22 protein-coding genes are annotated in these 20,411 nt (G+C 69.9%); 7 read left to right on the forward strand and 15 right to left on the reverse strand.

Features of this window, described 5'->3' with window-relative positions:
* Positions 1–207: 207 nt before the first annotated feature.
* The 6 genes from C503_RS41030 to C503_RS0126900 all read left to right on the forward strand — a co-directional run bounded on the left by C503_RS41030 (position 208) and on the right by C503_RS0126900 (position 4,472).
* Positions 208–1,281, forward strand: a complete 1,074-nt coding sequence (locus C503_RS41030) for a hypothetical protein (protein ID WP_156893527.1) — start codon at positions 208–210, stop codon at positions 1,279–1,281.
* 32 nt (positions 1,282–1,313) lie between these two features.
* Complete coding sequence (locus C503_RS0126880; RefSeq protein WP_018685320.1) at positions 1,314–1,748, forward strand: DUF6292 family protein; 435 nt, start codon at positions 1,314–1,316, stop codon at positions 1,746–1,748.
* Between the two features lie 154 nt (positions 1,749–1,902).
* Positions 1,903–2,427 carry a hypothetical protein gene (locus C503_RS0126885; RefSeq protein ID WP_018685321.1) on the forward strand — a complete coding sequence of 175 codons (525 nt, stop codon included), beginning with the start codon at positions 1,903–1,905 and terminating at the stop codon, positions 2,425–2,427.
* Positions 2,424–3,491, forward strand: a complete 1,068-nt coding sequence (locus C503_RS0126890; RefSeq protein ID WP_018685322.1) for a C40 family peptidase — start codon at positions 2,424–2,426, stop codon at positions 3,489–3,491. The genes C503_RS0126885 and C503_RS0126890 overlap by 4 nt, the downstream gene beginning before the upstream one ends.
* A gap of 92 nt (positions 3,492–3,583) precedes the next feature.
* Positions 3,584–4,201 (forward strand): hypothetical protein, encoded by a 618-nt coding sequence (locus C503_RS0126895; protein ID WP_018685323.1) that lies wholly within the window; start codon positions 3,584–3,586, stop codon positions 4,199–4,201.
* A gap of 79 nt (positions 4,202–4,280) precedes the next feature.
* Positions 4,281–4,472, forward strand: a complete 192-nt coding sequence (locus tag C503_RS0126900; RefSeq protein WP_018685324.1) for a hypothetical protein — start codon at positions 4,281–4,283, stop codon at positions 4,470–4,472.
* Positions 4,473–4,564: 92 nt separating this feature from the next.
* Here C503_RS0126900 and C503_RS0126905 read toward each other — a convergent pair whose 3' ends face one another.
* From C503_RS0126905 to C503_RS0126920, 4 genes are all read right to left on the reverse strand, one after another.
* Positions 4,565–5,815 carry a DnaB-like helicase N-terminal domain-containing protein gene (locus C503_RS0126905; RefSeq protein WP_026316738.1) on the reverse strand — a complete coding sequence of 417 codons (1,251 nt, stop codon included), beginning with the start codon at positions 5,813–5,815 and terminating at the stop codon, positions 4,565–4,567.
* Positions 5,812–6,147 carry a hypothetical protein gene (locus C503_RS0126910; RefSeq protein WP_018685325.1) on the reverse strand — a complete coding sequence of 112 codons (336 nt, stop codon included), beginning with the start codon at positions 6,145–6,147 and terminating at the stop codon, positions 5,812–5,814. The genes C503_RS0126905 and C503_RS0126910 overlap by 4 nt, the downstream gene beginning before the upstream one ends.
* Positions 6,144–8,522 (reverse strand): DnaB-like helicase N-terminal domain-containing protein, encoded by a 2,379-nt coding sequence (locus C503_RS0126915; RefSeq protein ID WP_018685326.1) that lies wholly within the window; start codon positions 8,520–8,522, stop codon positions 6,144–6,146. The genes C503_RS0126910 and C503_RS0126915 overlap by 4 nt, the downstream gene beginning before the upstream one ends.
* Positions 8,523–8,597: 75 nt before the next feature.
* A complete protein-coding gene (locus C503_RS0126920; RefSeq protein ID WP_018685327.1) occupies positions 8,598–10,247 on the reverse strand; it encodes a hypothetical protein in 1,650 nt (549 codons plus the stop codon).
* Positions 10,248–11,064: 817 nt separating this feature from the next.
* Here C503_RS0126920 and C503_RS0126925 point away from each other — a divergent pair.
* Positions 11,065–11,478: a hypothetical protein gene (locus C503_RS0126925; protein ID WP_156893529.1), complete on the forward strand. Its 414-nt coding sequence runs from the start codon at positions 11,065–11,067 to the stop codon at positions 11,476–11,478.
* Between the two features lie 65 nt (positions 11,479–11,543).
* Here C503_RS0126925 and C503_RS0126930 read toward each other — a convergent pair whose 3' ends face one another.
* The 11 genes from C503_RS0126930 to C503_RS0126980 all read right to left on the reverse strand — a co-directional run bounded on the left by C503_RS0126930 (position 11,544) and on the right by C503_RS0126980 (position 20,391).
* Positions 11,544–13,178, reverse strand: a complete 1,635-nt coding sequence (locus C503_RS0126930) for a relaxase/mobilization nuclease domain-containing protein (protein WP_026316739.1) — start codon at positions 13,176–13,178, stop codon at positions 11,544–11,546.
* On the reverse strand, positions 13,175–13,618 hold the full coding sequence (locus C503_RS41035; RefSeq protein ID WP_018685329.1) for a hypothetical protein: 444 nt from the start codon (positions 13,616–13,618) through the stop codon (positions 13,175–13,177). Before C503_RS41035 ends, C503_RS0126930 begins: the two co-directional genes overlap by 4 nt.
* A gap of 527 nt (positions 13,619–14,145) precedes the next feature.
* A complete protein-coding gene (locus C503_RS0126940) occupies positions 14,146–14,529 on the reverse strand; it encodes a hypothetical protein (protein ID WP_018685330.1) in 384 nt (127 codons plus the stop codon).
* 73 nt (positions 14,530–14,602) lie between these two features.
* Entirely contained in the window at positions 14,603–15,010 is a 408-nt protein-coding gene (locus C503_RS0126945; RefSeq protein WP_018685331.1) for a hypothetical protein, read from the reverse strand.
* 127 nt (positions 15,011–15,137) lie between these two features.
* Positions 15,138–15,425 carry a hypothetical protein gene (locus C503_RS0126950; RefSeq protein WP_018685332.1) on the reverse strand — a complete coding sequence of 96 codons (288 nt, stop codon included), beginning with the start codon at positions 15,423–15,425 and terminating at the stop codon, positions 15,138–15,140.
* A complete protein-coding gene (locus tag C503_RS0126955; RefSeq protein WP_018685333.1) occupies positions 15,422–15,736 on the reverse strand; it encodes a hypothetical protein in 315 nt (104 codons plus the stop codon). The genes C503_RS0126950 and C503_RS0126955 overlap by 4 nt, the downstream gene beginning before the upstream one ends.
* Positions 15,737–15,865: 129 nt before the next feature.
* A complete protein-coding gene (locus C503_RS0126960) occupies positions 15,866–16,600 on the reverse strand; it encodes a hypothetical protein (RefSeq protein WP_018685334.1) in 735 nt (244 codons plus the stop codon).
* A 160-nt stretch (positions 16,601–16,760) separates the two neighbouring features.
* The gene (locus C503_RS0126965; RefSeq protein WP_018685335.1) at positions 16,761–17,297 is read right to left on the reverse strand and encodes a hypothetical protein; all 537 of its coding nucleotides are present in this window, start codon (positions 17,295–17,297) and stop codon (positions 16,761–16,763) included.
* A gap of 109 nt (positions 17,298–17,406) precedes the next feature.
* Positions 17,407–18,156 (reverse strand): hypothetical protein, encoded by a 750-nt coding sequence (locus C503_RS0126970; protein WP_018685336.1) that lies wholly within the window; start codon positions 18,154–18,156, stop codon positions 17,407–17,409.
* A gap of 182 nt (positions 18,157–18,338) precedes the next feature.
* A complete protein-coding gene (locus C503_RS0126975) occupies positions 18,339–19,823 on the reverse strand; it encodes a hypothetical protein (RefSeq protein WP_018685337.1) in 1,485 nt (494 codons plus the stop codon).
* Positions 19,824–19,986: 163 nt separating this feature from the next.
* Positions 19,987–20,391 carry a hypothetical protein gene (locus C503_RS0126980; protein WP_018685338.1) on the reverse strand — a complete coding sequence of 135 codons (405 nt, stop codon included), beginning with the start codon at positions 20,389–20,391 and terminating at the stop codon, positions 19,987–19,989.
* Positions 20,392–20,411: the final 20 nt, after the last annotated feature.

Raw genomic sequence — 20,411 nt, forward strand, 5'->3', positions numbered from 1 at the left:
CCCGAGGCCGAGCCGGAACCCGAGGCCGAGCCGGAACCCGAGGCCGAGCCGGAACCCGAGGCCGAGCCGGAACCCGAGGCCGAGCCGGAACCCGACACGGACGAGCAAGCCGAGTTGGAGCTCGGGCTCGACGACGCCCCGAAGCCAGCGCAGGTACCACACGCGGACGCTGGCGAACTAGATCCGGTCAAGGAGTCGGCAGCAGGTGTGGCTGTCGACCACGTCGCGCAACCGGTCGGGGCTGCGCCGGATGTCGACCCGATCGACCTGCTTGACGACGCGGTGGTTGAGGACGTCGACCAGCTCGAGGGTTGGGGCGGTGCGCGAGACAACCTCGACCAACTGGCCGACCTGTGGGCGGCCGAAGCCGACCTGGAGAGCGCACTCGGGCCTCCACAAGCCGGTGGCGACGTCGCTGCCGCAGCGGAGGACGAGGTTCCCGCCGACGTCGCTCCCATCGTGGAGGCTGCTCAGGACGACGTCCTGCCGAGCAACGGGGAACTGTGGGCGGCACCCACCGCAGCAGAGCCGATCGACCCGGTCGCAGAGCAGTGGTCAGCCCTGGTCGCTCAGGCCGCTGAACTGGACTTCGTCGTGCAGACCCGCTACGCGGGCGCTTCCGGTGTCGATCTGCAAACGCGCACGATCCACATCGCGTTCGACCAGCCACCTCACACGCGGGTGGTCGACCTGGTGGGGAAGCTCGTCGAGGTCGCGGTGCAGCGCACGCCAGTCGAGGCCATTCCGGCGGACCTGCTCCCCAGGCAACGCTCTGAGGAGGCGGCGCCGATCGCGCCGGAGCCGGTGGCGAGCGAGTTCGATCTGCCGAGGGCGTCGACGAGGTCGGACGAGGGTTCCGAGTGGGTGCCGATGACGAACACCCCCCTCTACGAGCAGATGCAGCGGGATCTCGGGCTGGCGGACCTGGTCGAACCGAACGGCCACGCCGCACCCGCAGACGGCGGAACAACGGAACGCGACACCCCGCTCTACGAGCAGTTGCGGCGGGATCTCGGGCTGGCGGATCTGCTGGAACCGAACGGCCAGGCGGCACCCGCCGATGGTGAAACACCGGAAGTGCGCACGTCAGCGCCGCCGGAAATGTCTGGTCAGCGGGATATACAAGATCGTGCGGGGGTCTCTGCGGAGGCTGCGGTCGAGACGCCGGCCCGCAAGGAACGCACCGGCCTGCCCGGTGCGCGCCCAGCGACCGCTGGGAGCGGGGTGGCCCGGCCGACCGGTGATCCGGTCGTGACGAGCCGCAGCAGGCACAACCGATGAGCATGTCGATGGAAACAAGGAGGAAAGACCAGATGACGCAGTCGGAGGCGGGGGAGACCTCCCCGCGAGCCTCGCATGAGGCGTACGTCAAGAAGGTGGTCGCCGAACTGGTTGAGCGCGGCGTCGAGGTGACAGATCTGGAGATCATCTCCAGCGCGACGCGCCACGCGGCATTGCGGGTGGCCGAGGCCGAGCCGATGGGCACGCAGTGGGACTCCGCCGAGTGGATCCGGATGCGCTGGACCGAGCGGGACGGCTGGGCCTACCAGGTCCGCTATCACGGCGAGGACCAGCCGCGGGGCGCGGTCTACTTCGGCGTCTCGGCCGCGCCGACGCCGAGTGACGTGGCGGACTGGATGCGCATCTGCCTGGTCCACCCGGAGTTCACGCCCAGCCGCGAGGACGGCCCGTTCATCGAACCGGACCTGGACTCGGTGTTGAAGACGTACGCGGCGACCGCCGGATAACCGGATAACGAGCCGGTGCCGCAGCCGGGGGGCTCGGGCGCCGGATAACTGATCACCACCATCTGATCGAGGGGGGACGATCGTGGGTGGCGCACGCCCAAAATCAGGGTCACCACATCACATTTTGTCGCTTTCGCGAGGTTCCAGCCTCGCGTTGATCGCGCTCGTCGCGTTGCTCGGCACCGCCTGCTCGCGCACGACGCCAGGCGGGCAGGGCACCGCATCGACGACGGCGCCCGGAGCCACGGGGACGACCGGCGTCCAGCGCTCGACCGTCGTCGAGGTCTGCTCCCGGTTCACCGTCGCCGCGCTCAGTTCCGACACGACGACCGACCGCGGCCCGGCCGACGCACGAAGCCGTGCGGCGCAGCAGTTCGGCACGCCCGAGCTGATCAACCAGCTCGGCGGTGAAGGCCGCGACCAGACCTGGCCGGTACTCGTCCAGCACAACGCCCGCGTGGTGGTCGACACCTCGGAGGTCCAGGACGACCCGCCGCCGGCGCGGGGCAACCAGGTGGGCGCGGCGGTGTCCGCGTCTCGGGTCGCCGTGGGCGCCGACGGCTGGCGGCAGGAGCTGCCCGGCACCATCGCCTACTGCTCGCTGGTCAACGAGGGCGCGGGCTGGCGGGTCGCCGCCGTCTCGTTCTCCGACGCCACGTCGAGCGAAGCACCGCGATGAGCACCGGGAAGAAGGCCGGTCTCGTCCTCGCGTGTCTACCCGTCCTGCTGGTCATCGTCGTCCTGACGCTGGTCCTGGGCGGCGGCGGTGGCGGCGAGGCCGAGGCCCGGAGCTCGTTCAAGGGGCACGTGCTCGGCCAATTCGATCTCAACAAGGACGCGGTGCCCGGCTGGGCGGTCCAACCACTGCTCAACGCCGCGAAGACCTGCCCCGAGATCACCGCACCGATCCTCGCGGCGCAGATCGAGACCGAGTCGCACTGGAACCCCGACGCCTACAACGACGGCTCGAAAGCCACCGGGCTGTCGCAGTTCATCCCGTCCACGTGGGCGGCCTACGGGACAGACGGCGACGGAGACGGCAAGGCCGATCCACGCAACCCGTTCGACGCGATCAAGTCCCAGGCCGTCTACATGTGCCACCTCGTCGACTTCGTGAAAAGCACCAAGGGGCTCAACGGGGAGATCGTCGACTTGGCGTTGGCCAGCTACAACGCCGGACCGGGGAACGTGCAGAAATACGGCGGAATCCCGCCGTTTCCGGAGACAACGAACTACGTCACCAAAATCCGCAATTTGGCAAATACCAAGTACGCCAACGTGACGAGCGTCCCGACGGCTTCGGGCCGTGCCGGGCCGATTATCCAAAAGGCCGCAGAACACGTGAACAAGACGATGTACTCCTGGGGCGGCGGCACTCTCGACGGACCCAGCGGCGGCTCGTCTCCCGATGTCGGCGTGATCGGTTTCGATTGCAGCAGCCTCGTCCGCTACTCCTACTACCAGGGAACGGGGCAAGCGATCACGTTGCCGCGCACGGCGGACGCACAGTACAACGCGACGAAGTCGCAGTCGATCGCGGTGGGCGATCTCCAGCCTGGCGATCTTCTGTTCTGGGGCAGGGGGACCATGCACCACGTCGCCCTCTATATCGGAAACGGACGCATGATCGAGGCTCCGGAGTCGGGCAAGAAAATCACCGAGACCAATATCCGGACGAACGGCGACTATGCGGGCGCGACCCGCGTGTTCGGCGGACCGCTTGATTCGGCAAAAAAGGCGTGAACCCTTTCTTCGGTTCAACATCATACCCATACGAGGAGGAGTGAAAAATGGCCAAATCAGGAACGCGGCGCCCACTGGTGACCTTTGCTGACATGGCGATGCCGGAGGACCCGGCAGACCACCCAGGCGTCAACGACACGGATGAGGAGTACGCCCAGCGGATCGGCTGGATGCACGCGAGGCTGCTGGTCGACGAGATGATCACCGCGCACGTGACCGGCGCGGAGACGCCGTTCGACCTGGACAAGGCGGTCGCCGCGGTCGACCGGGCGGACACGCCGGACGCGGTGAACTACACGGCCGCCCTGTGTGAATCCCTGGGCAGGCAGTCGAGCGAGTTCCGCTCGGCCATCGAGATGTTCCGCAGTGGGCGTGACTGGCTGGAGATGGACCGCAAGGACTACCCGGCCTGGCTGGTCGACCACATGGCGCGCACGGACGGCGTGCTCGACGACGAGGCGATCTCCCTGGCTGATCGGATCCTCGGCCTGAGCCGTGCGATCGCTGAGCAGGCCGAGGTGACCTTGCCCCGGTGGCTCGCCGGTGAGGGCCGCTCGATACCCGGTGTCCAGCCTCGCTGGACACGCGCCCGGCCGGCCGACGGCGCAGCGACGTCGACGGTCGGCGGGCTGGGGCGGGCGGGAACAGCCGCCGCCCGGCACGCGTCGACGTCGGCACACCGGCCACGCAGCACCAGGTCCGCTGGCTGAGGTGCTGGTCGTCCAGCCGAGCTGGACGACCAGCACCCTCTGCGGAACCTGCTGTACCCAAAGGAAAGGATCTCCGCCAATGGGAGACACGACCACGATCGCCGTCCCGGCAGACCCGCCGCGAGAACCGGGAGCCGTCTCGGTGCTGGCGTGCGGCGACTGGCTGGTGCCGGTACCGGCCGATTCCGAGCACGATGGCTGGATCTGCGTCCAGCCCGTCGGGCACCTGCCGACGCACGACCATCGGGCCGAGGACGACACGTCATGGTGAGCCCGGCCCGCAGGGTCACCTACAGCCGCCCCTCCGCCGCAGTGTCGGAGTGACGCTGCGGCGGGCAGCGCCTGGTCGAGGCCAGGCGCTGCTCAGCGTGTCCTGGGTCGGGCCGCCGGGTCGGGCTGGGCGCCGCCCACGGTCGAGCGTTCCCCGGAGAGCATCCGGCTGATCGCCGACTCCTTCGGCTTTCGGTCGACCCCGACCAGCCGCTCCGCGTTCTGCTCGAGTTCCTCGCCGACGTCGTTCGCCGTGGCCACCGTCTCCGCTACTCCCAGGCGTCGATCGCCCACGGCCTTCTGGATCTCCTGCTGCGCCAGCCGCGCGTGCCGGGCCAATGCCGAGCGCGCCACAGTGGACACCGCGCGGCCGACGTCGCCGACCGGCTCGGTGCTCATGCTGCTCAGCTCCGCCGCGCCGAGCGCCACCCGGTCCTCGGCCCGGTAGCCGTGGCGCGGATCTGCGGCGAGAACCTCGGCCTCCCACGCCACCAGGATCGGGTCGACGGGGCCCCGCTCAGCGACCGCCTGGATCGCCCGCCAGGTGTTCTCGTGTGCCTTGGACGCGGTGAAGTCCTCCGGCCGCAACCGTTGCAGTAGTCCGGACTCCTGCACCTGCGGATCGGCGAGCACCGCCTGGATCACTTGCCGCTCGGCGCGCTCGACGAGCCGGGGCGGTAGCGCGGCCGTCGGCACGACCACCGGCGCCTCAGCGGGGTTGGACTCGATCCGGCTGGTGATGTCGCCGCGGGAGCGCCGGATCTGGACTGTCAGGTCGGACAGGTTTTCCATCATGGCCTCGCGGGTGCCCTGCAGGGCCGCGATGTCGCCCTCCGCCGCCGGTTCGGCCAGGGACGCCTGTTCCATGCGCACGCCCCATTGTTCGACCTGGCGGCGTACCGACATCTCCACGACCATCTGGCCGTACCGGTTGTACTGCGCGGGCCCGGCTCCCGCGCCGGCGATGTAGAGGTCGGGCATCAGCGTGCGGGTGACGCCGTAGGTCTCGGCGAACCGGTGGGACACCAGCGCGTCCTGGACGGCCAGCACGTTGCGCGTCATCGCCTGCTGCGTCGCCTCGTCCAGATCGGACAGTGCGGTGAACTCGGCGGCGATCGGCCGCAGCTCCCCGGCGGCGTGCAGGCCTTCGATGGTCGCGAAGACTCCTTGGTGCTGCGGGTCGACGAAGTCCTGCGCGGACAACCAGGTGCTCATCTCCGCGATGCGCTCCGGACGGCGCAGCAACGCGCCGAGAACCGCCCGCTCGGCCATCCACGTCGCCGTGCCCGTCGCGCTCTGCGTCCAAGCGGTGAGGTCCGGACCTGGGCGGTCCGGCGCGGTCATGACGATCGCGCCGCGTCTGCCCTGGCGATCTCCGTGTCGGGGATGCGCATCGTGGCGTCCGCGTCGGCCCCGGCGATCTTCTCGTCGGCGATGCTCAGCGCCTGCTGGGCCGCGGTGAGCACCGCGGCCAGCGGATCGGGAGCGGGCTGGTAGCCCTCGGCGCCATCGAGCACGACGTACCAGACGCCGTCCATGCGGGCGGCGGTCAACACCATACGGTCCGGACCCAGTTCGTGGGTCCACCGCTGAGCCCGGCCCGCGTCGATGTGCGCGGCCATTTCCTCACGGCTGATCATCACCGTGTCCCCCCATCGTTGGTCGTGCCTGTTCATCGGCTGCTGCTGTTTCGTGTGTGGGTCTGCTGGTGGGTGATCTCGCGATGCTGCTGGACAGCGGTTTTCGCGCGCTCGGCGAGCCCGCTGATGTTCTTCTTGACGTTGAACAGCGCCGACTCGACCGGCACTTCCGTGCCGGTGGACACTGCGGCGATCCCGTACTGGCTGTCCGTCTTCGCCCGCGCCAACGCCGAGGACACCAGCGTGCGCAGCGAGCGCGCGACCCGTTCCGGTTTGATCTCCGGCGGCTCCGCCATCTTCGTCAACGCGCGGTTGGTCAGCATCGGCTGGTGGGCGAAACTGCCCGCCCGGCTCTCCCGGTCCACCGCGACGTAGTTGACCGGCAGGCCGCGAGCCTGCAGATCCTTGATCGTCCGCCAGGTGTTGGCGTGCCGGCTGCTGGAGAAGTCCTCCGGGGCCAGGTTGAGGACCGCCTCCGGGATGTTCTCCATCCGCCCGGCGTGCAGGGCGAGGTGGATGATGTGCCGCTCGGCACGATGTTGCAGCGGCGCGGTGATCGCGCGGAACCGCTCGGGCATCCGTATCCGGCCCGCCGCGGACTGGGAGACGGTTTCGTCGGCAACGCGCGGGACGGCGACGGCCACGGCATCCGGCCCGGTGTGCTTGACCGCCGCGACCAGCCGCTGGGCCATCGCGTCCACTTGCGACTCGATGAGCTCCAGGTTGCTCACCAGGGTCTGCGCGTTTCGTTCGCCGCGCTGGGGCCCGAGCATCTGGGCCGGCGCGACCAGCGGCGTCGCTCGCTTCATATTCATGCCCATGCCGCCCAGCTGGCGCCGGATCGAGTCCTCCAGCACCATGCGCCCGAGCCGCATCTGCGCGCCGGGGTCGTACACGCCGCGGTAGGGCACGCTCTCCGCCGGTGCCGCAGCGGTGATCTGGCCGATCAGGCGCGGGATGTCGAAGATCGTGTTCCTGCCGTACGGCGGCGGATCCGCGCGCAACGCGGTGAACAGCTTCAGGTAGTTCTCGTTCGCTGCCTCGAGTTGCCGCGCTTCGCTGGACATGTCGGCGACGTTGATGAGCGCGCCGTCGCGGTGCAGCCCGCGAATCGCCGTGTAGACCGCTCGCGTGTCCGGGGTGGAGAAGTCGCGGGCGCCCAGGAACTCCTCCAGGTCGGCCAGCGCCGCCGGCGTGTTCAGCAGACTGCCCAGCAGAGCGTGCTCAGGCATCAGCTCCGGGTTGTACCGGTAGGGCGTGGCCGTTTGCGGGTCAGCCTCCGCCGCGGCGTCCTCCTCGACCTCGCGTTGTTCCGGGTCCGTCTCTGCCTGTGGCTCGGGCGCAGCCTCGGCGCCGGACGGGGCGGGGGAGCCGTCCGGGGACGGTTGGCTCAACTCACGGAGGTCGATGGTTCCGAGTTGCACCAGCACGCGGGCCTGCGCGAACGCCTCCGGGTCACCAACGATCCGCTCGACGTCTGCGCCGATCGCGCGCAGTTGCGCCGACAAGGGCCGTCCCTGCTCGTAGCTGCCCAGGGCGCCCCGCTGGACATCGTCGTTGGGCAGCCGAGCGTCGAGCATGTCAGCGATCTGCCCGACGCGGACGGCCACCTGCAACGGCGGCCGATCCAGGCCGGCCACCTGCTGGGCCAGCCTGTGCGCGGGGTACTCGAAGCCCGCCGCCATCAGCACGCCGTCGACAACGGCCAGCCCGCCGAACACGTCGGCGGGAAGCTGGCTCGCTTCGGCGGACTGCAGCAGCTGTTGCACCGGGCGACGCAGGCCGCGAGGACTACGCAGGTGCTGGGCCTGCAGTTCCAGCGGGATGTCGGCGGCGGAGAGATTGGCCGGTGGCGGCTCGACCGCGGTGTTCATCGCCCGCAGCCGTTCGCCGAGCGCGTCGAACACCGCTACCGCGCCCGCGCGTTCCGGCGAGCCCGGATAGACCAGGTCGGGCACCGCGATTCCCTCGGCGGCAATACCGTCAGCCGCGGCGTCCAGGTGGACAGCGATCCGGGGCACCCCCGCATCGCGCAACATCCGGCCTGTCTCGTCGTCGACGCCGGCGCGGGCGCGACCTTCCGCCGCCAGCGCCCGCAGCGCGGTCGCCACCGGCTGCGTGTCGTCGCGGCTGAGCGCCTCTCGTACAAGCAGGGCGGCGTCCAGCTCCGCGCCGGTTGCCTGGATCTGGAACGCCCGCAGCAGGAGCTGCCGGGCCGAGTCGGCGCCCAGGACGGCGTCCGGTGCGTTTCCGGACGCGGACGGCTCGCTGGCGGACCGCTCGGCCGCAGGCGGACCGGGCGCCGTATCGCTGACCGGCGCGCTGGTCGCGGCGGCCAGTCGGTCGAACCCGTTGATGACCGGCTGGGCGGTCGGTTCTGTCGTGGTGACGGCAGGATCGTCGTCGGCCATGCTTTCCCCCTGGTTGAAGTCGAGTGATGGACGGCCGCGCTCGCCCGCCCCCTGCGGACCGCGCGGCGGTGGTGATCAGGTACGGCGGCGGATCGGGCCGGGCTGCGGCTGCACGGTCCGGCGAAGGACCTCCGGCCGGGTCCCGGCGACGGTGTTCGCGATGCCGCGCTGCGAGGCGGCCAGGCCACGCTCGCCCTGGGACGCGGCTTCGGCGTCGGCGTCTTCACGCCGTAGCGTGGCCGGGTCGTCGGGCACCGCCGCCTCGGCGGTGGCGACCGCCTCGTCGCCCTGGGCGCGGTTGCGCCACGCGGCGGCGTCGGCCTCGGGAAGTCCGTCCGGGTACAAGGCCTGCACCTTCTCGACGATCTTCGGGTCATCGGAGAACTTCTCGGCGATGAGCCGGTCGATATCGGGCGCGGTACGCCCGAGCATGATGTGCGCCTCCCGCCGATGGAACGTGTTGGCCGGATCGAGCTGGTCGACCCGATCGGCGAACTCCTGCAACGTGGCCGGATCGTTCGCGGGCTCGGCGACAGCGACCTCGGCCACTGCGACCTGCTCGGCCGGGGCAGCCTTCGCGTTCTGCTTGGCGCGTTCCTTCTTCGCCGCCTCGGTCGCCTTCTGCGCCAGTCCGGGGAACTTCGAGTTGAGGACGCCGTCGACCTCGTCGCCCCAGTGCCCGAACCCGACCTTCGCCTCCAGGCGGTCTGCGGGATTGCGGGCTTCCAGCCCCTTCGCCCACGCCACGGCGTCACGCGGGGACCGCACCTCGTTCAGCCGCGGCGGACGGCGGGCACGTTCCTCGGCGGCGGCAGGGGATGGGGCTGCCGCCCCGGTCCCGGCTGTCGCGCCGGCAGCGCCCGCCCCAGGCGCGGCGACTATCCGGTCGTAGGTCGGCGAGGTGCGGGACTCCTTGATGGCCCAGTGCGCCAACGCCGGCGGGTTGATGACGTCGTCTCGCCAGTGCGGCACCGCCCGCACGAGCGCGGCCAGGCGCGCGGGGTCAGCACCGACGCGCAGCACCTCCTGGTTAGCCAGCTCGTGCAGCTCGCGCCAGGCGGTGTGATGCGGATGTGCCGGATCCTTGACGATGATCCGGTCAGCGAGGTCGGGCGACAGCTCGCCCCGCAACGCGGACTCCCAGTCGTTCTCGCTGAGCACCAGGGGAGCGGCGTGCCTGCCGAGCTGGGCGGCGGCACCAGGCTGCTGCGCGGCCTGCGGCGGCTCGACAAACTGGCCGTCGCCGCGGGCGGCGAGGTCGTGCAGCCTGCCGAGATCCTCGGCGGTGCCGTGCTCACGCAGGTGCCGCGCCATCGCCAGCGCATCCTCGGCGTCCCGGCACACCACCATCGCCGTCGCCGTGGCACCGCCGCCCTCGCCCCAGGTGTGAGCCTCGACGCCCCACTCGTCGGTCGGCTTTCCCTGCGCGTCGACCATCCGCGCGGTCCAGACGCTGACCGGCTCGTCGCCCTGTTGGGCAGCGAGCGCGGACGGCACACGGCGGTGCCATTCGAGTTGTTCGTCATCGCTCATCAGCCGGACCGGCGGATGCTGCCGGGTCTCGTGCTGGAGTGCGGCGTGCTCGTCGTCGGAGTGCGCCAGGCGCCCGTCGCGTTCGCGGCGGGCGCGGATCCTCGCCGCCAGCCCGCTGACCGCGTTGAGTGCCTGCGCCCATTGCCAGACCTCCTGCGAGGCCGGCAGTAGCGTTGGCGCGTCTTCGCTCATCATTTCCCCCCGTATGCGCTGATGAGCGACCCGCACCCCCCGGCGCGGACAACGTCGTTCCTCAGCGGCCTCCTTGTGCTACCTCACCGTCCATCCCCAGTAGTGGTTCACCGTGTCGATCGCGTAAGCACGCGGCTGGGCCGCGGCTCGTGGGCACGCAAGGACAGCGGTCGGCGGAGTACCAGGCGGGGTTCGGAGGCGCGAAACGGCCGGGAGCGTCACGCTCAGGCGAAGATCCGGGGCGCTGCCCCGTTCGCGGGCCGTGCGGGCGCGCGAGGGCATGGAGGGCGCGTTCGCGTCCTCACGGGCGTTACGCCGAATGGCGGTCACCCACTTAACCCCCTGTGCATCCTCACGATGCGTGACCAAACCGTTCATGTCCCTTCCCCCTGGGCACTCCGGTACTGGTCAGCCTAACCGGGAATCACTACATCGAGTAGCCGTTACGGTTAATCAGTTTGGTTGATCTTCACTCCAATGGCCTGGACCAGGAGTTCGGACTACTACGAATGGGCACCCGAAGGGGCGTCCTTCCTGGGCGACTTCCACAGCCGTGGCGAACTCGTGCCAGACGATCAGCGAGTCCGGCACACGTGCCGCGGCGTCGGCCCGGTTGCCGCTTGCCACCGCGTACTCCTCGGCTACCCACCACGCCGAGTACCCAGGCACGCGGCACGCGTTCGGTGAACTCCTCCAGCAGGACGCCGGCCCGGTTCGGCCACCGAGGGGACCTGCCGGACGAGCTGGCCCGACATCTTGGCTCTGACCTGCTCGCGCTGTGTCCTGTCCGCGTGAACCTGGTGGGTAGGCTGACTCGATGCTGGATGACCGGAGTCTGCGAGTTCGCCGCAATGCCTCCTCGGCCTGCGCTGTGATCGCGGTCGCGGCCTGGGTCTTGACGTTGCTCGTTCTGGCCCGTAATTCCACTGTGGCTAGCACGTTTCGGACCGAATTTGGCGAGTTCGGGGTGACAGGGGCCACGGCAATCATCACGGCCTCGGTCCTCTTGCTGGTGGCTACGTTGGTGATCGGCTGGCGTGGCGCTCGAGCTCCACGCGATCTCATCACGGTGTTCGTGGTTACCGACGTGGTAGTGATGATCCTGATCGGCGTACTTTCGCTGTCAGTGGTCACCTTCGAGACAGGTGCCGGGATCATGCTGATTAGCGGCTGGCTGTTCGCGCTCCCGTCAATCGTCGAGTTGGTGCGGGCGCGCTTGTCGCGGCACTGAGGTCCAGTACCGACATCGTCGGCGTCGGGCGAACTGGTGGCCCCACCTCGCCCGCCCGAGTGGACTCAGCCAGGGCCCTTTCCACGACGCCGGGGCTGCTCATTCGGACCGGCGATGTCCCGACGCACGACCGGGCGCTCGCGGCGGGCGCCACCGGCCGCCGGCGGCGTGACCGGCCTGGCGGCGGCAGGGCGTCGACCCGCGCCAGCGGGTTGGGCCAGACCCGGCAACGCACCGGCCGCTCGGCGGGCGGCGTCGGCCTGATGGACGCGCCCGCGCATCTGCTGCCACGCGGCGATCTCCGCGACCAGGCCCGCCAGCGCCAGCAGGAGAGCGAGCCCGGCGAACTTCTCCTTACCGCGCCCGGACAGGGCGCCGACGGCCGCGATCCGCCGCGACGCCTGCCGCAAGTCACGCGCCACCGGACCCATCTGCTCGGGCAACACGCGGTGCGGCGTGCGAGCCGCCCGGTCGTACCGCTCGGTGATCTCCGTCAGCGGCCCCGCCTCGCGGCCTTCTCGGCCGCGAGTCATCGCGGCCAGCACCTCGCCGGCGGCGTGCGCGATCCCGTCCACGTCCTCACCACCGTCGCGGACCTGAGCGGTGGCACGGTCGACGACGGCGGCGGCGTGCTCGAGTGCGCTCTGTCGATCGGCGCCGGAGGCCCGACCGTCCTCGGCCCGCGCGATCGGCTCGACCGCGGGCGTGCTCGCCCAGCGGGCCATCAGCTTCGGCCACGTCAGGTCGGACGCGAGTTTCGTGCCCGAGTAGGACACCGGCTTGCCGTCGGCGGTGACGTCGCCGGGAAGCGACACCGTGTAGCCGCGGATCACGCCGTCGGCGCCCGTCGTCGTCTTCGGGTTCAGTCCCTCCCTGCGCAGCTCGCGCAGGAACTCCTCGCCGCTGCTCGCGCTGGCCGCGCACTGGGAAACCACCCGGCGAAGCTCCTCCCGCGCGGTGACGGCCCAGCCCTTCCGCTCGGCCTTGCCCTTCTCCCTGCGGGTCGGCACCTGTAGCGCGGTCTTGTCCGCACCGGCCGTGGCCACCAGCCCGAGCTCGCGCTCGATCTTGCGGCACTCCTCGCGCAGCTTCGGGTAGTCCCGGTACGGGTAGATCCGCTTGCCCGTGCGCTCGGACACCAGCGTCGCCATCAGGTGGATGTGGTCGTCCGCGTGGCGCACGGCGATCCACCGGGCGCCCGCCTGGTGGATGCCGGTGGCCTTCATCAGCCGTTCGGCGATCTGCTCCCACTGCTTGTCGGTCAGCGTCGGGTCGTCGGCGTGCAGCCGGACCGGGCAGTGCCAGACGTAGCCCTGACGCAGCACGACCGCCTTCTTCTTCTCGTCGTACTTGTAGTGCTTGACCCACGACGGGGCGTCCGGCGGCAGCGCGCCGCCGGCGCGCACGCGCTCCTCCCACTCCGGCGTGATCCCCGGCGGGTTGGACAGCGGAAGCCCCGCGTGCTCGGCCAACTCCTGCATCGTCTGGGTCAGCGGGGCGAGGTTGAAGTCGAACTCGCCGGGCTCGAGGATCTCGCCGTCCAGCTCGACCGCGGGCAGCTTGTCGGGGTGGTGCAGCCACGGAGCGCCGTCCCAGGAGCCGACCACGCGCGGGTTCTCGTGCTCCTCGAACTTGCCCGGCCCGAACAAATACTTGATCAGCCCGGCGGGCCGGTAGCCATGCACGACCTTCGCGATCATGGCAGCAGCTCCGTCCGGACCTTGGCCATCAGTTCGTCGGTCGCGAGCACCACGTTGCGCACCAGCCGCAGGACCGTGTCGGCCGCGACGGGGTTCTCGATCTCGCCGGTGGAGTTCGCCGCTTTGGCGACGTCGTTGAGGTTGCCGCCGATGTTGGTCAGCACCCGGCGGTTCTCCTGCAGCTCGGCGAACAGCGTGGTCACCGCGCCGGAGTCGAACAGCTCGCCGCGGTGCTGGCGCAGCGCGGCCTCGTACGCGGCCTTCTGGACGTAGGCCCCCGGCTTCAGCACCTCCTGGGCGGCGACCATCACGATCACGGCCCACTCGTCGTCGGTGTACCTCATCAGCCCACGAGGGGTTCGCTTCCCCGACGTCGACTGGTCGCGATAGCCCGCCTTCGCCGAGAGCTCGTCCCCGAGCGCGCTCTCGTCGTCTGCCACCGCCGCCCCCTTCCCGTTTCCGGCCCGCCGGCCCGAGGCGTGCGTTTCAGGCTGCCCGCCAAGGGCAGACTGCCAGGCCACGCCGTGGCCTGGTGTCAAAGAGTTACTCTTTGACCTATCTTGCTCTGCGGCAGGCGCGAAGTGGATCATGGTTTCGGCGGGTATCGGGCCGGGTCTACTGCGGCTTGGGACGCCGCAGACCGCCTCGTCCGAGTCGGGGTGAGCGGCCTGCGGCGGGCACGGGGTGCCGGGGCGGCTGACGCCGCGTGGACCGCCGTTCCTGGCGGGCTCTTCGGGCTGATCGGCCGCGACACGCGGGCGGAAATCGTTGGTGGCTGCCGCCGCGTTCGGCTACGGTGAGCACCAACCACACCAGGGTGAGCAGCCTTGGTCCGACGGCCCCGGCGACGGGGCCGTCTCTCGTTTCCCGGCCGGCCCCGGCCACTGCCGCAGACGCGAACACCCCGCCGCGCCGGATGGCGGGGCGGGGTGTTCTGGACGTCTGCCGCGGGCGTTGCAGCCCGCCGTCAGGTGGAGCTGACCGCCTTGGCGATGGCCTCGACGGCCGCGTGCCCGAACAGCTTCATCAGGTCGCACTGGAAGCTCGCGTTCACCTGGTCCCACATCATGTGCAGGACCTCGGCCGCGCCCTCGTCGACCTCCGCGCGCTCCTGGCTCTCCTTCCAGATCAGGTTGTAGCCGTCTGTGTCGGGCCAGGTGAGCACTACCTGGCCGTCCGGGAGCTGGAAGTGCAGCACCGGGCCGCTGAGGTTCGGGAAGTAGTCCTCGTGCACGTAGCCGATCGCGATCAGCCGTCCGTCCTGGCCGGTGCCGAACCGGCGCACGGCGGACAGGTCGAGCTGCGCATCGACGGCGGGGACAACGACCTGGGTGGTGACCATCTCGGTCATGGATGAACTCCTTCGAGGAATGACGGCCTCGGCGCCGTGTGGCGCCGGGGCCGTCGTCTGGCGGGGACGGTGATCAGGCGGCGTGCTTGTCCGACGTGGGGTCGAAGTAGGCCGTCACGGCGTCCTCGCCGTCCTCGAAGCGGCGGCGCAGCAGGGTCAGCGCGTTCTCGTAGACGGCGTTGAGAGTGTTGCGGCTGAACCGCGTGGCGTCCTGCTCAGCGATGACCACCTTGTTCGCCAGCGCGCTGTAGTTGAGCATGTCGCTGACACTGCCGCCCTCGTCCTTCACGCGGCCGACGCGCAATTGGGCGTCGTAGCGCTTGACACTCTTCCAGTGGCTGACCATCAGGCGGGCTTGCGGCTGCCAGCCGTTCTCATCGGCCGGGCCGACGTTCCACGTCGCGGTGATCGTCCGGTCGGCCACGGTCTTCACGGGCTCGGCCGCCGGGGTGAACGTCTCGGTCGCGCTGTTCTCCGTCACAGATTTCTCCTCGGTGTTGGTTTTCGATGCCGCCGGATATCCAGGGCGTCACCCCTGTTTCCGACATGAATAACGATACCTTATTATTGACACAGTGATTTGCGTTGGCGGTGTACTCGATCCAGGATCAGCGCAGTTTCATCTTCGTTGTCAGCGCGTGGGCGTAGCCCATGCTGAACGCGACGGTCACGCCCAGGAGGGCGGTCGCGACGATGGTGCTGACGACGACGGCGTCGTTCGCCGGTCCGGCGGGCACGAGCGCGATGAGCAGCAGGCCGAGTACCAGCGCGGCGGCCTGGACGGCCAGTACCCGCAGGCCGGAGCGACGCCAGCGCCTGGCTTCCTCGGCGATGTCCTCGCGCTTCAGCGTGACCGTGGCCGGCGGCTGGGTCGTGTCCTGGTCTTGGGTGTTCATCGCGCGTCCTCCCCCGTGACGCGCTGGGTGTGGAACTCCAGGGCTTCGCGGGCGTGGCCGCTGCCGTCCATCTCCCAGCTCGTGATCTCGATTGGCGGCTTCTCCTCTCCGATCACCGTAGCCTCGCCTGCGGCGAGCAGGGCGAGGGCGCGAGCGAGTACGGCCTGCTCCAGCGCGGTGAGGTCGTGCGGGTCGTGCACGACGTCGAGGTCGGCGTGGTCGACGGTGATGCGGTACAGCGTGCTCGTCGCCTTCTCCGCCAGGACTTGCCACTGGGTGCCGTCGGGTGTGGGGGCGAACGTGATGTTCATGGGCGCGTTTCTCCTTGCCTCGTGAGGGTGGATCGGGGTTCTGGGTGATCGGCGTGCCGGGACGGCAGCGGCCCGGCCGGGGGCGGCGGTGCACGCCCCGGCTCGGTGAACTGCGGTGCTTTCCGGGGCTTAGTGGTCGGACTGCGCGTGGGCGCGGCTGGCGAGGTCGCGCTCCATCGCCCGGTCGAAGCGGCGCACGATCGCGGCGACGGCGGTGTCCAGGTCGGGGCAGTCAGCCTGCTGGAGAACGAGGTCGTGGATCTCGCCGTAGATGTTGCGCACGTGCCAGAGTGCGTTGATCGTGCCGTCGGTCGTGACCTCGACCAGGCCACGTTCCTCGCCGTTGATCACGACGGGGGTGCGGCGCGATCGCACGCGCGGGGCGTTCGCGATCGCCTCGCGGTAGGCCGTCGAGCCGAACCACAGGCGGTGGTCGTGCGCGGCCGGACCGTCGTAGTCGACGGTGCTGGCCGCGTCGACTACGGCCCACTCGGCGGGCGAGCTGGCCGGGACCTGCTCGTAGTAGAAGTTCAGCCTCGGGCGGTGGCGAAGGGTGGCGTGACCGCTGGCCGATCGCGCGTCGAAGCCGATGCCCGCCAGGGCGCCCAAGCCACCGAAGCCGCCGGTGCCGTACACCTTGTCCATGTAGTCGTTCACCGGCCTGCTCAGGGCGTTGCACGCCTCCTGAGTGCCGGGCGCCACCGGCTTGTCCAGGCTCACGAACAGGGCGGCCGGGTCATCGCGCAGCGGCGCCTCGGGCGTTCCCGACCGGAAGACCACGCGCACCGTGACCTGGTCGTCGGGCATCGGCTCGCGTTCGCCGGTCTCCGGCTTGGTCGAGGTGGGCAGCGTGCCGTCGAGCATGAGTCTCCTCCTGGGAATTGGTTTTCGATGTCGCGGAATCCAGGGCGTCACCCCCGGTTCCGACATGACTAACTTTACCCTTCTTATTGGACGACGAATTGCGGGCCGACACCCGGTTGGCGTGGGTGTCGGCCCGTCGAGCGGAGCGGCGACCAGCGGGTTACTCGGCCTCCCTGCCGTCCTTGCTGTCCAGGCCCGCGACGATCTCGCCGATCGCGGCCGGGATGCTGGAGTTCGGAATCGCGACGTCGAGGCGGTCGAGGTCGAGGTCGGTGAGCGGTCGGCCCGCCCAGGCTTCCAGTTGCTCGTGGGTGATCAGCGATGCGGCGTCCGCGTCGAGACGGTGCTGGGCGAGTTGGGCGGCGAGTTCCCAGATCCGGATCACCTGCGGTGCCTGGAGTTCGCCGGGACCGGCTTCGCTGAGGTGTTTCCAGGTGCCGAGAACCCACGCCGGGTCGCAGTGCACCAGGTCGCGGTAGGCGACGATGGCGTCGGCGACGTCGGCGGTGCCCACCACGCGGATCGCGGCCGGGTCGGCCGGGTCGGCGGGGTGCTGCGGGTCGCCGGGGAAGTAGGCAACGAGCCAGTTCCGCGCGGAGTGCAGGATCACCCCGCGTTCGGTGGTGAAGTGGACGGCGTGTGGCTGGGGCCGCCGGATCTCCAGGACTGTGCCGGGGCGGCGGGGGAGCAGGGGCATGGGAGTTTCCTCCTGGTGTTGGTCTTCGAGTGGTCCGGTTCCGGGTTGTCACTCCGGGCCGGCGGGGCCGCCGCGCTCGTGGTGAGGGCGTGCGGGATCGGGGTGGCGGTCAGCCGAGAACGAGCTGGTAGCTGGTGGCCGACGCCTCGTGGAGTCCCCATTCGAGATGGGTGTCGCGGAACTTGTCGAAGCCGGTTCCGTCGATGCTGTCGACGCATTCCAGGCCGAGCATGTAGCGAATCCGGCGGCGGGAGTTGACCCGGCCGCCGTGGATCCACAGGCCGCGGCGCTTGCCCTCGCGGCAGATGTCGGCCATCTCCGCGCTGAGCTTGTACTCGGTGCTGCCCGCCATGAACAAGCACGTCAGGTTGGGCCAGTCCCACGGGATGCCGACGTCCTCGGCGCCATCCTGGACGCAGTACGCGAGCGGCAGATGGGACACCAGCCCAGCCCAGTCGGCGAACCGGCGCAACGTGGCGCGGGCGTCGAACGGGACGTCGGGCACCGTCATCCACAGCAGGTTCGGGTGCCAGGCGGGCAGCGGCTCGGGTGGCGTCTTGCCGATCGCGGCCCACGAGGCGGGCGGGATCGTGGCCAGCGGGGCGATCCGCTCGTAGGGGCGCAGGATCCGCCCGTACATGGCCTGCTCGATGTGGCCGATCTGGCGGATGAACGCCGTCTGGTCCCACTGGCAGAAGGCGTCGTTGTCAATGCCGGTCTTGAAGCCCGCGTCCAGGGTTTCGCGGAGCTTGCCGATGTGTCGGGGACGGGCGAGCCTGCCGAGATGGGTCGCACCGGCGCTGTACTGCTTTCGGCACCGTTGCAATGTGGGCAGGCCGCCGCCATTGAGGATAAGCACAATGACCGCCGGGAATTCCGTGGTTGGTTGGTTTTCGATGTCGCCGGATTCCAGGGCGTCACCCCTGTTTCCGACATGAATAAATATACCGTATTTAGTGACCGCGAAATGCGGGCCGACACCCGGTTGCGGAATGGGTGTCGGCCCGCTGTCAGTGCGTTTTCAGCGCGGAAGCGCGGCGGTCAGCAGGTGCTTTCGATGTCCAGCTCGCTCTGCTCGATGTTCCGCGTGGCCTTGATGACGTAGTGGGTGTAGTGGCTCTCCAGCTCCCAGTTGCGCAGTTGCCTGACCGATTCCCGTGCCATCACGAGACGTCGTTCCTTCGCCTCGGCCGAGTCATCGCTGCCGTCCTGCGCCATGCTCTCGGCAAGGAGTCGCCGGGCCTCTGTCATCACCCGGTGCTTCTTGTCCTCGATGGCCCGTCGGGCTGCTTGCTGCTGCTGGTACTCGGCCTGTTCGGCCTCCAGGACCAAGTGGTAGTACTCGGGCAACGGGAGACCGCAGTGCGTGCACGGCCCGCTGCTGCTGAGGAAATGGCTGACGAAGTTCTCCACGTTCGGCGCACCGGGGCACCCGGCGGCCAGTGCCTCGGCCATCGCGTCGTCCGGATCGGCGGGGCGGCATTCGTCGCAGCGCCCGAGGGTGGTCGCGATCTCGCCGGTGATGCGGGCGTCGCATTCTCGGCAGAGCACCCCGGCCTGGTAGAGCGCGAGCCGGACGTCGAGCGCGGCCCCGTTGTTGCCCTGCTCGTTCTCGATCATCGAGCTGAAGTTGCCCATCTCGACGGTCCGCCCGACCCGCAGCCACTCCTGTTCGGTCAGCGTTCCGCCGCCGATCTCGTCGCGGACGTACCAGCTCGCGGCCGTCCACAGGTAGATCGGCAGGGCGTAGCGGGCGGCGAGCTGCTCGATCACGTCGGCCGCCTGCTCGTGCGTGACGGTCTCGCGGGACAGCAGCCGCAAGTCGGCCAGCGACGTCGGCAGGTCCGGCTGGGCAACGTCGAGCGCGGCGAACAGCGTCTCGCCGCGGGCGATGCTCTCCTCGTCGGCGAGCACCTCACGCACCCGCTCGGCGAGCCGTTTCTGGTCGGCCGTCAGCTCGTGGTGCAGGTCGGTCAGCCACGCCCGGATGTTCTCCATCGGCGTCTTCCCAGTGCGATCGGCGAGGATCGCCTGGACCGCGACAGCGTTCGCGTGGTCGAGCTCGGCAGCCACGGTCAGCAGCGCCCGCGCCCACCGGGTGGCCAGATCGGCGGTGAGCGTCCACTCGGCGGCCTCGGCGATGAGCGAGGCACCGAACGGCGCGGTGTATCGGAGCGCGAGCCCGTCTTCGAGGTCCCACGTGGTGCCGGTCGCGGTGCGGGTGTCGGGTGCCAGCAGGGTGGTGAGGAGGTGCTCGGGCAGTGGCTCGTCGAGGTCGAACTGGTGGACGTAGCCGAGCAGGTGGGCGGCGGCGATGCGGGCCGTGGTGCTGTCGTAGGTGACGGTCACGCGGGCGTCCGGCAGGCCGGCCAGCTCGATGACGGCGTGCTCGCCGTCGCGTGCCCAGCACACGCCGCGCTCGGTGAACTCGCCGTCGTCGCCGATGGCGTAGCGCGCCCACCGCAGTGGTTTCGGTTCGATCGCGACCGCGATCGACTCGACGTCGATGGCGTCGGTTGTGGTCAAGGTGGGTCCTCCGGGTTGGTTTTCGATGTGGCCGGGACCTGGGCGTCACCCCTGGTGCCGACCGGAACGTGCGGACCGGTCCGCGTCCGGCGGACGTGGCCGGGAATGCGGCGGCCGGGCGCCGCGTGGATCTGCGGCGCCCGGCCGGTTGGTCATCGCGAGATCAGACGTCCCGCAGGGCCTCGCCCTTGAACTCGGTGAAGACGAGCGGACCGATGGTGTCGGTGAGGTGGTGGAGGACGGCGGCCGTGGCGCGCACGGCGGAGGTCAGCCGTTCCCGCGCGATGGCGCACAGCGGCGGACGGGTGAACAGGCGTTCCTGGCTGCGGTGCAGCGCACCGGCGAGCATGGTCACGACGTCGTCCACGCGCGCCGCGCCGCTCTCGACGACGGACACCAGCTCCATCAGCTTGAACACGTCGAGTTCCTGCGTCATGAGCTCCGCCAGGTCGAACTCGAATACCAGGTAGCGGGTGTAGCGCGATTCCCGGCCGTACGAGTAGACGTACAGCGTCGGGATGGTGGTGGGACCGCCTACACCGCAGAAGTGGCCTTCGAACTGGGTCATGCAATTTCTCCTCGGAATTG

Source organism: Actinokineospora enzanensis DSM 44649 (assembly GCF_000374445.1).
GTDB classification, from domain to species: Bacteria; Actinomycetota; Actinomycetes; order Mycobacteriales; family Pseudonocardiaceae; genus Actinokineospora; species Actinokineospora enzanensis.